Annotated in this window: 10 protein-coding genes and 1 tRNA gene; 8 read left to right on the top strand and 3 right to left on the bottom strand. The window is 38.9% G+C overall.

Annotated elements, in window-relative coordinates:
* Nucleotides 1–1,305 (bottom strand): IS1380-like element ISDssp4 family transposase (locus VXK47_RS12760; protein ID WP_435549165.1); only part of this gene is annotated, 1,305 nt, incomplete at its 3' end.
* 168 nt (nucleotides 1,306–1,473) lie between these two features.
* Here VXK47_RS12760 and dksA point away from each other — a divergent pair.
* From dksA to VXK47_RS12735, 5 genes are all read left to right on the top strand, one after another.
* Nucleotides 1,474–1,836 carry an RNA polymerase-binding protein DksA gene (gene dksA / locus VXK47_RS12755; protein ID WP_435549164.1) on the top strand — a complete coding sequence of 121 codons (363 nt, stop codon included), beginning with the start codon at nucleotides 1,474–1,476 and terminating at the stop codon, nucleotides 1,834–1,836.
* Nucleotides 1,826–2,698, top strand: coding sequence for a PHP domain-containing protein (locus VXK47_RS12750; protein ID WP_435549163.1), 873 nt, complete (start codon nucleotides 1,826–1,828; stop codon nucleotides 2,696–2,698). Before dksA ends, VXK47_RS12750 begins: the two co-directional genes overlap by 11 nt.
* Nucleotides 2,699–2,752: 54 nt before the next feature.
* Complete coding sequence (gene rnc, locus VXK47_RS12745; RefSeq protein ID WP_435549162.1) at nucleotides 2,753–3,472, top strand: ribonuclease III; 720 nt, start codon at nucleotides 2,753–2,755, stop codon at nucleotides 3,470–3,472.
* Nucleotides 3,462–4,514 (top strand): elongator complex protein 3, encoded by a 1,053-nt coding sequence (locus VXK47_RS12740; protein ID WP_435549161.1) that lies wholly within the window; start codon nucleotides 3,462–3,464, stop codon nucleotides 4,512–4,514. Before rnc ends, VXK47_RS12740 begins: the two co-directional genes overlap by 11 nt.
* A gap of 117 nt (nucleotides 4,515–4,631) precedes the next feature.
* Nucleotides 4,632–5,612 (top strand): thioredoxin family protein, encoded by a 981-nt coding sequence (locus tag VXK47_RS12735; RefSeq protein ID WP_435549160.1) that lies wholly within the window; start codon nucleotides 4,632–4,634, stop codon nucleotides 5,610–5,612.
* Between the two features lie 228 nt (nucleotides 5,613–5,840).
* On the opposite strand, the gene VXK47_RS12730 is transcribed toward VXK47_RS12735, so the two are convergent.
* Together VXK47_RS12730 and VXK47_RS12725 are read right to left on the bottom strand one after the other, a co-directional pair.
* Nucleotides 5,841–5,917 (bottom strand) — tRNA-Met (locus VXK47_RS12730).
* A 210-nt stretch (nucleotides 5,918–6,127) separates the two neighbouring features.
* Nucleotides 6,128–6,343, bottom strand: coding sequence for a dodecin family protein (locus VXK47_RS12725; protein WP_435549159.1), 216 nt, complete (start codon nucleotides 6,341–6,343; stop codon nucleotides 6,128–6,130).
* Between the two features lie 544 nt (nucleotides 6,344–6,887).
* Here VXK47_RS12725 and VXK47_RS12720 point away from each other — a divergent pair.
* The 3 genes from VXK47_RS12720 to ispH are packed head-to-tail and all read left to right on the top strand — an operon-like array spanning nucleotide 6,888 to nucleotide 9,275.
* Nucleotides 6,888–7,334, top strand: a complete 447-nt coding sequence (locus VXK47_RS12720) for a DUF3842 family protein (RefSeq protein WP_435549158.1) — start codon at nucleotides 6,888–6,890, stop codon at nucleotides 7,332–7,334.
* Between the two features lie 25 nt (nucleotides 7,335–7,359).
* Nucleotides 7,360–7,554, top strand: coding sequence for a CooT family nickel-binding protein (locus tag VXK47_RS12715; protein ID WP_435549157.1), 195 nt, complete (start codon nucleotides 7,360–7,362; stop codon nucleotides 7,552–7,554).
* Complete coding sequence (gene ispH / locus VXK47_RS12710) at nucleotides 7,554–9,275, top strand: 4-hydroxy-3-methylbut-2-enyl diphosphate reductase (protein WP_435549156.1); 1,722 nt, start codon at nucleotides 7,554–7,556, stop codon at nucleotides 9,273–9,275. The genes VXK47_RS12715 and ispH overlap by 1 nt, the downstream gene beginning before the upstream one ends.
* Nucleotides 9,276–9,513 lie beyond the last annotated feature (238 nt).

Raw genomic sequence — 9,513 nt, 5'->3', positions numbered from 1 at the left:
TTGATAATGACGCCTGACTTTTAACCATATAACTCCTCCATGAAAAACTATCTTGCCGGCCGTTTCATATAGCTTCCATCTTAAAGTTTGAACTTGATGACTATGCCACGACTTGTCCAACGTTTTTAGCACAAATAACCGGCCAACATTATATGCCAATACTCCGATACGAAAAAATACCGCATTAGCCTCAAACTGACCGCACGGCATCCTTTCCATGCCAAAACCGATCTTAAGTTCTTTAATCCGGTTCTCACTGCACTGTCCGCGCTGGCTGTACCATCTCACCACCTGCTCAACATCTTCAGTGCGATTTGTCGCTATTACTGTGTATTTCTCTTTTTCATCTGTTTCATTAAATAACTTTACCTGAATGGGACGACGAATTACTACCAGACGAAATGACTGCTTTGTTTTATTCATACAATGCACCGTCTCAGCAATAAAGCCATTTTGATAAACTCTCCAATCACTGTCCCCAAGGCTTTTGATTTGTCTGACAACCGCCTTATCCAGATCTGCTCCAATAGCAAACTTTATCCCATTACCATGACAATAATTGATTATATCCGCCTGATAGGCTGCACTGTCTGCCCTGAATGCCTTGATATGTTTGCCACTGGGCAATTGCTTCTTACAATACTTTATAAACTCAAGATTTCTTGACGCCGGAGCTTCGTTGCCCTGACGAAATTCATCTCCCAAAACAAAACCGTTTTCCGCTAAATGGCCCACCATAGGCATGTAACCAAGATATCCTTTATAAGTCATCTTAGCTAACTCTTTCTCTGCCTCAATTCCGGTTGCATCAATATCCAGCGTATAGCCTTTGATCCCGTCATACTTGAGACCACGCTTTATTATCTTGCGATTTACCTCAGCAAGGCCTTTAAGTGAACCGTTTATACCACTTCTACGCAACCAGTCCCCCGTAGCATCCGATGATGGCATACGTTTCAATGGCAATACTTCTCGCAAACCATCATCTTTCCGGATTTGCCGCAAATCTTCCAGGCTTCGACCTCCGCCATTTAACATCAATATGAGTGGCAATATATGTTCACTCGCACTGTATCCGGCACCACTACCGGGCGCAGGCAGATTTTTGTCAATAGCTTCCAATAATCTCAACCCAACCGCAAATTCCCCCAATAGCGCCAGCCCTGCATGTGATGTTATCATATCTTTCGTAATTTCTATCTTGAATGGTAACACAGTTTGTTTTATCATATCCATAACCTCGTTGGTTAAATATTTATGCTGTCTTGATAACACATATCTATTTGAATCAACGAGGTTTTTCAATATTTATTTCATAAATTTTCGCGTTAATAGCGGATTTTGGGATATATTATAAAAGTGCTTATTTGTTTTTTGCTGGGAAAAATGTCTTTACTTGTAATTATCTTTATGGTAATTACTACGTTTCCTTACAATGTTTTATTGAAAATTTATTCGTGAAAAGGACTTGCTATGAATAAAAAAGATGTTGAATATTTCAGGAAGTTTTTATCAGAGCGCCTGGAAGAACTTTTGAGTCAGGCCGGCAGTACTGTTTCGGGGATGACTGATCCAAAAGAGAATTTTCCTAACCCCACAGACAGAGCATCTCTTGAAGCAGAACGCAATTTCGAACTTAGGATCAGAAACAGAGAGAGTAAACTTATTTATAAGATCAAAGCGGCCCTGGAACGTATTGAAAACGGCACTTTCGGAATATGTGAATCCTGCGGTGGTGATATTTCCGTAAAACGTCTTAAAGCAAGACCCGTAACTTCTCAATGCATAGATTGCAAATCAAAAGAGGAGGCTTTGGAAAAAGCTCTTGGATTATAGCGATAACAGGGGCATAGATCTCCATATTCATTCAAACGCATCGGATGGGACCCTTTACCCCAATGAAATTTTAGCGTTAGCTAAAAAATTAGGTCTTTCTGCAATTGCTATTACAGATCATGATACGATTGATGGTTCTAAAGAAGCAATAGAAACAGGTATTCCTTCTGATTTCAAATTCTTGACCGGTGTAGAAATAAGCGCCGATCCTCCTCCGTCCTTTCCCTGTTCCGGGAGTTTTCATGTGCTGGGCTATTCGTTTAGAATTGATGATCATATTCTTCATGAGACTCTTCATACTCTTCAACTGGCCAGAAAAAACCGGAATCCTAAAATAATTGAGCTGTTAAACAATCTTGGATTTGATATAACAATCGAAGAAGTTATCAATTTTGCAGGTGAAGGGCAGATTGGAAGGCCTCATATTGCAAGCCTGATGGTTGAAAAAGGATTTGTTGAATCAATAAAAAAAGCTTTCGATAAATACTTAGGCAGAGGAAAACCGGCATATGTTGATAAATATCGGCTTGGATGCAGCAAGGCGATAGAAGTTATTAATGGCGCAGGCGGAATTCCTGTTCTTGCTCATCCGTCTCTTTTTACCATCCGTGAAGAGAAAAAATTTGAGGATTTGATTGCTGAGTTGAAAGTTATGGGCTTAAAAGGCATAGAAGCATATTATTCCGAGCATTCAAAGGACAAGACTTCCTATTATATAGAAATTGCTGAGAAGTACGGTTTGCTGATAACAGGCGGTACAGACTTTCATGGGTCTTTGAAACCTGACATCAATATGGGATCAGGAAGAGGAAATCTTCATGTGCCTTATAACCTGTATGAAAACCTGATAAATTCCATATAGTTTGCCTTGTTCAGGCAAACCGGGGAAGCATTAAATAAACAATAAGGAATCCTGATGGAGAGGACAGAACTTTTAGAATTAAGGGAAAAACTCTCATATAAATTTAAAAATATAAACTTCCTTGTGGAGTCTCTTCGTCACAGTTCATTTGTAAATGAACAGTCAGACACACAAATACGGGATAATGAGCGTCTCGAATTTTTAGGAGATGCCGTTCTTAATCTTGCCATTGGACATATAATCATAAATCGCTTTCCCGAACTGGACGAAGGCGACCTCTCCAGAGTTCGCTCAAATCTTGTTAATGAATTGCAGGTTGCAGAAGTTGCGCGTTCTTTGGATCTTGGTTCTTATATTCAGCTCGGAAAAGGTGAATTTTTAACAAACGGCCGCAACAAGAATTCAATACTGGCCAACACATTTGAAGCAGTGGTAGCTGCAATATATCTTGATGGCGGATATGATAACGCATTCAGAATAATTGAAAAAATTTATTTACCCATTTTAAAATTAAGCGGCAAATCAGCAGCTGCCTACGATTTTAAAAGCAAGGTTCAGGAACTGGTTCAGACCGGTCAGGAAATAAAACCGGCTTATAATGTTGTTGAAGAAAGCGGTCCTGATCATGATAAAATCTTTAAAGTTGAGTTAACGATTAATGATCTGCAGACAGTAGGATATGGAAAAAGCAAAAAGCTTGCGGAGCAGGATGCAGCCAGCAAAGCTTTTGATATTCTTGCAGATAAAAGCAAAACATCGGCTGATGCCCAATAGCAAAAGAGACTTTATAATTCCTGTCTTTGTTCCCCATGCAGGCTGTCCCCATCAATGTATTTTCTGCAACCAAAACACCGTAACCGGAGAAAAAAAAAGCATTCCTTCGCAAAAGGAACTCGATAATATAATCGAAACATTTCTAAGGTATAAAGGCGACAACAGAAACAGGGTTCAAATTGCATTTTACGGCGGCAATTTTTTAGGCATAGATGACGGCAAGATAAAACAACTTCTTGTTGCGGCAACAAAGTATGTGACAGACGGCCTTGTTGACAGCATCCGGTTTTCAACCCGTCCCGATACTATTGATGATCATAAACTTGGCTGTATAGAAAGCTTTCCCGTCAGAACAATTGAACTGGGAGTGCAATCTATGGTTGATTCCGTTTTGTTGCTGTCTAAGCGCGGACACACTAATTCGGATACAATAAATGCAGTTGGTTTGCTGAAAAAAAGAAATTTTGAGACAGGCTTGCAGATGATGATAGGTTTGCCCGGTGACGATGAAAACAAATCTATTGCAACAGCGCATTTAATATCAGCACTTTGCCCTGATTTTGTCAGGATATATCCGACTCTGGTATTGGCAGGAAGTGCTCTTGCAGTACTATATGCCAAAAAAAAATATGAGCCTCTTTCCATAGAACAGGCTGTGTCTGTTACAAAAAAAATATACCTTGTTTTTAAAGAAAATAATATAAAAGTTATCAGGATGGGTTTGCAGGCAACTGATGATCTTAAAGAAGGTTCATCGGTTATTGCAGGACCGTATCATCCGTCTTTCGGACATCTTGTATATTCGGAAATATTTCTTGATAAAATCATCAATATGCTTAAATCGCAGAATCAAAATTATGAAAGTATATTAATAAAAGTCCATCCGAAAAGTATTTCAATTTTAAGAGGCTTAAAAAATAAGAATATTCAAACAATAAAAGATTTGTTTTGTCTAAAATCCATCCGGGTTATACCTGATATATCGCTGTCAGGTGATGAAGCTAAAATTGACGGACTCATAAGATCAATCAAAATAGATTGATTTGCTAAAATCTTATATATTTTCAAAATTTAAATTCAGGATTATTTTTGGAATTGCTGGTGATATTATCCTGATTCAAGGGTTTTAAAAACTAAACGGAATTAATGAGGAATGGAAATGGATATCATAACTTCCCGGGACAGGCAGATTATGCTCCAATGGGCAGCCCTCAATACAATGCCTGCTCTTCTCAATATTGCCGGAGGAGAGGATCTTGCCGGTGAGAAGCTTTCTTTTTTTTGTGATGAATTTAAAAAACTGGTTCCGCAAGTGCAAATCCGCAAAGTGCAGGATGAACCATTCAGATCACCGGCGATTATAATCGGGCGACATAAAAACATTGCCTATCAAGCGCTTCCCCAAGGCAAAGAACTGCTGCCATTTCTTGAGGCATTAACTGCTGCGGCTAATACCACCGGGCTATCCGGCAATGGAATTGATCCGGCATCACAAATCGAACTTCCGGCTGAGCTTTCTGTGTTTATCGCCCAGCAGTGCCCCCACTGTCCCAATGTTGTTGCGCAACTATTGCTGCTTGCCGATAAAAATCCGAACCTTCGTCTGACGATTACAGATGGGGTCCTTTTTGAAAACCAGGCCAGAGTACAGGATATCCGTTCTGTACCCACACTAATTCTGGACAATGAAATTCGTTGGACCGGACAAATTAATATAAACGAGGTGATTCGCCAGTGCACACAGCGTGATCCTTCCCAACTATGTGCATCTTCATTGCGGCAAATCATTGAAGGAGGAGATGCTGCACGAGTTGCGAAAATGATGAGCAGTAATGACCGGATCTTTCCGGCCTTTATAGATCTGTTGGTCCACGAACGCTGGTCGGTCCGCCTGGGTGCCATGGTTACCGTGGAGTATCTTGCAGATGAATCTCCGGATCTGGCCGCCTGCCTGATCGCCATTCTTCGTGAACGCTTCGCCGATCTGGATGAATCTGTTCAGGGTGACATGGTGCAGGTGCTGTCACAACTCAAAAACAAGGAAGTAAAAGAGTTTCTTGAGAAAATAATATCAGGTGATTATGCAGAATCTGTAAGGGAAGCTGCCGCTGAGGAACTTGGAATATGGCCAAATCGTTAACTTTTATACTGTTGAGTCTGTTTCAAAACGTATCAGTTTAGTCAGTGTAAAGGCGGGCTAAAATTATAAAAATAAGAATATATTGAATATGTTGAGGATAGCGCTATGCTTCACTGCATGCAAAATTTGAGCCCAACGCAAAAGATCGGCTGATATGGCGTTTTGTAATTGGCTCTGTTGGAAAACAAAAAAGAGATTACAGTATTAACTGTAATCTCTTTTTATGTTTGGTAGCGGGGGCTGGATTTGAACCAACGACCTTCGGGTTATGAGCCCGACGAGCTACCATGCTGCTCCACCCCGCAATAATTTATACTTGATTTCCTGATGGACCTTTAAAGAAACGTCTGGAATAAAATATCTTTTTTCAGGTGCATCTTTATTAGTTAATCATCAGGAATAAGTCAAGCTGTTTATTGTCGATAAAAAGAAGAAAATTGGCAATGCACCTTATAAAGGCTATAACAGGCAGTATTGCTTAGCTATTTTATCGAATAAAACAGAGATTAAATATTCTATTTTCCAGCTTCATATTTAAATGAAACCTGAACCCTTGCCCTGTATGCTGCTATTTTACCGTCTTCAAGCTTCATATCAAGCTTTGTAATCTCTGCGATTCGTAATTCCCGAAGAGATTTTGAAGCCATATCAACGGCACTTTTTGCTGCCTCTTCCCATGATTTTGTGCTTGTCCCGACAAGTTCTATTATTTTGTATACACTCTCAGCCATTTTACCCTCCTTCTTTTTTAAAATTACGGTTATTGGTTAGTGCTGTTTATTGAAAACAAAAGCTAATAATTTGTTGCAATAGTGTAGCAAAAGCTGAAGATTTAGAGGTTGATCCGGTGTAAAAACAAAATAAACGCGCTAAAACAGGAAATTCCAACACTCCTCATAAATGCAATCAAGGAGGCAATGTAATCAGTTAATAGATTTAGATTGATGGATTTTTTTTGATTTAAAAAGAATTTATAACTAAAAAGGAAATAAGTCAAATTATATTTACAGGAACAAATTAATTTCTATTATGAAAAAATCTTCCTGTATGGCCGGATGGTTAATCACTGCTTACTAAGCTTTTCATCTTTAAAAAAATATTTGATTTTCCTGTCTATAAAGCTTCTTTCCATTGACGATAATTTAAGATTCTGTTAGTTTCGGACAGTAATATTTTTCGCAGAATCAATAACAGAGGTAATGGGCATGGAAGAAGCCCATAAACAGGTTAAGGGCGGATACACTAAAGTTTAGACTGAAAAAGGTATCAATGCATATGTCAGAGGGTAAAAAAATAAAACGAATTTGCGTAATAGACGGTCAGGGCGGCGGAATCGGAAGCGCAATAATAAAACGGCTCAGAGAAGTTGTTGATGAGAATGTTGAAATACTTGCACTGGGCACAAATGCCATAGCAACATCTCAAATGCTGAAAGCCGGAGCAAACCGTGGTGCATCAGGTGAAAATTCTATAATTCATACTGTAAAACAGGTCGATATTGTTATAGGGCCTATAGGAATCATTCTGGCAAATGCCATGATGGGTGAGGTAACACCTGAAATATCGCAATCTGTTTCAGCCTGTGGCGCAAAAAAACTTCTTCTTCCTCTTTCTCAGGAAAATATTGAAATAATTGGAGTTTCTTCTTCGCCGTTTCCCCACCTGATCGAAGAAATGATAGAGAAAAATCTTAAAGAATTTATAAAAAAAACATCTGAATAATATAAATATTAAAAGGAAGGTTATAATGTGTGAAGCCAATGCTTATCTTATCGAAGATAATGATAATAAACTGATAATGGAAGCAGTCGATACTGTTGAACCGGAAGGTGACGGAATAAGGCTGGTCAATATATTCGGAGATCAGAAATTTATAAAAGCCAGCGTGTATTCCCTATCACTTGTAGATCATAAAATATTTTTAAAACCTCGTAATTGCTGATGAAAATTCTTGTAGCAAAGACAGCGGGCTTTTGTATGGGTGTTCGCAGAGCCGTCGAAATGGCTCTTGATCTGCCCAATAAGCACAAAGGCCCTATATTTACTTTCGGACCACTTATTCACAATCCTCAGGTGCTTGATCTTCTTTGCGAAAAAGGTATTTCAATTATCGATGATATTCCCGAAAAGGGGTTTGGAACAGTTCTGATAAGGGCGCACGGAGTACCTCCGGGCATAAAAAAAAGCCTTAAAAATTCAGGCTTCAAAGTAATTGATGCAACTTGTCCCCGTGTTATTAAAGTCCGGACGATAATCGGTAAACATGCAAAAGATGGGTATACTTCCATAATTATCGGAGACAAAGATCACCCGGAAGTCATTGGCCTGCTCGGATATGCCAGAGGCAATGGATATGCAGTAGCAAGCATAGATGAACTCGAATCACTTCCAAAATTTGAGAAGGCGATAGTTGTTGCCCAGACTACACAGAACATTATTTTTTATGAAAAAGTAAAAGAATTGGTTGCAAGCAAATATCCGCATTTTAAACTTTATGATACCATATGCAATTCCACCTCTATGAGGCAGGCTGAAGTAAAAGAGCTTGCAGAGCTGGTAGATGCAATAGTAGTTGTAGGAGGACATAACAGCGGAAATACTCAAAGACTTGCAGAAGCAGCGATACAAGCAGGAAAGCCCGCTTATCGGATTGAAACCGAATCGGAACTTGACTTAAACCTCCTTTCTTCGGCGCGGAGTATCGGTATAACAGCAGGAGCTTCTACCCCGAACTGGTTGATTAAAAGGGTTTACAGGTCTTTAGATGATCTGTCATATAACAAGGCATGCGGCTGGCGTAAACGCTTTTATGCCATAAGATATTCGATTTTTATAGTAAACATTTATGTATCCATTGGAGCCGGATGTCTTTGCTATGCGAACATCAGGCTTCTTGGCGCTGAAAACTATTTTCCATATGTTGTCATGTCCATGCTCTATGTTTTTTCCATGCATGTTATAAACAATCTTACCGGCATGAATGCAGATTATTACAATGATCCGGATAGAGCTGTCTTTTATAATAAATATAAAATATTGCTTGCTGTTTTTGCAATCTCTGCAGGAGCCGCGGGTATTCTTACTGCATATTCCGTAGGCCTTGCTCCATTTTTTATTCTTTCATCTATCAGCTTAATGGGCCTATCCTACAATTTAAGCATAATACCTGAAAAATTAACAAATGGAAAATACAGGAGAATAAGGGATATTCCAGGTTCTAAAAATGCACTTATATCCGCTGCATGGGGAGTTGTAACTTCACTTCTGCCTGCCTTGTCTTTAAAGGTCAGTCCGGCAATTATAATTGTTTTTACATGGTCTGTATGCATGGTTTTTGTAAGAACCGCATTTTTTGATATTCTTGATATGCAGGGTGACCGTATTGTAGGCAGGGAAACGATTCCGATAATCATAGGGGAAGAGCGCACAATTCGTCTTTTAAAGGCTATTCTGATTTCTATGGTTGCCGTCTTACTTGTTTCAAGCGCATTCAATATCATCTCAAAACTTGGGTTTGCTCTTTTTATATGCCCTTTGTCTTTGTTTTTCCTGCTCTTAAAACATGCGCAGGGTTATATGTATTCGGGAACCAAGCTCGAATTTCTGATTGAATCCCATTTTATATTAGCCGGTATAATAGCTCTTTTATGCCCCTTTGCCTGAAAATAGATTGAATTTTTAAAAATTATATATAGAATTCACCCTAAATATAAAGTACCATATATTGTATTCACATTTATTATAATACACTTTCTGTTGCGTTTTTTCTTTACATTGGTTTTGCTTTTTGATAAAGTCCGTCCCGATGAAATATCAACCAATGACTTGTTTCTGTATAAACATTCGTATTAAGGAAGGGTTTTTTTACAGTATCATTAACCATTCAGTATGGAGGCATGTC

Origin of the sequence: Desulfobacterium sp. N47, assembly GCF_051233685.1 — a bacterium.
Lineage (GTDB): Bacteria > Desulfobacterota > Desulfobacteria > Desulfobacterales > RPRI01 > RPRI01.
This window is presented reverse-complemented; position numbering and strand designations above follow the sequence as displayed.

Bases quoted from the DNA above. Each gene is read 5' to 3' on its own strand.
- dksA (WP_435549164.1), top strand. From the start codon at position 1,474: ATGAATAAAAAAGATGTTGAATATTTCAGGAAGTTTTTATCAGAGCGC.
- ispH (WP_435549156.1), top strand. From the start codon at position 7,554: ATGAAAATTCTTGTAGCAAAGACAGCGGGCTTTTGTATGGGTGTTCGC.
- rnc (WP_435549162.1), top strand. From the start codon at position 2,753: ATGGAGAGGACAGAACTTTTAGAATTAAGGGAAAAACTCTCATATAAA.
- VXK47_RS12725 (WP_435549159.1), bottom strand. From the start codon at position 6,343: ATGGCTGAGAGTGTATACAAAATAATAGAACTTGTCGGGACAAGCACA.
- VXK47_RS12715 (WP_435549157.1), top strand. From the start codon at position 7,360: ATGTGTGAAGCCAATGCTTATCTTATCGAAGATAATGATAATAAACTG.
- VXK47_RS12720 (WP_435549158.1), top strand. From the start codon at position 6,888: ATGTCAGAGGGTAAAAAAATAAAACGAATTTGCGTAATAGACGGTCAG.
- VXK47_RS12740 (WP_435549161.1), top strand. From the start codon at position 3,462: ATGCCCAATAGCAAAAGAGACTTTATAATTCCTGTCTTTGTTCCCCAT.
- VXK47_RS12735 (WP_435549160.1), top strand. From the start codon at position 4,632: ATGGATATCATAACTTCCCGGGACAGGCAGATTATGCTCCAATGGGCA.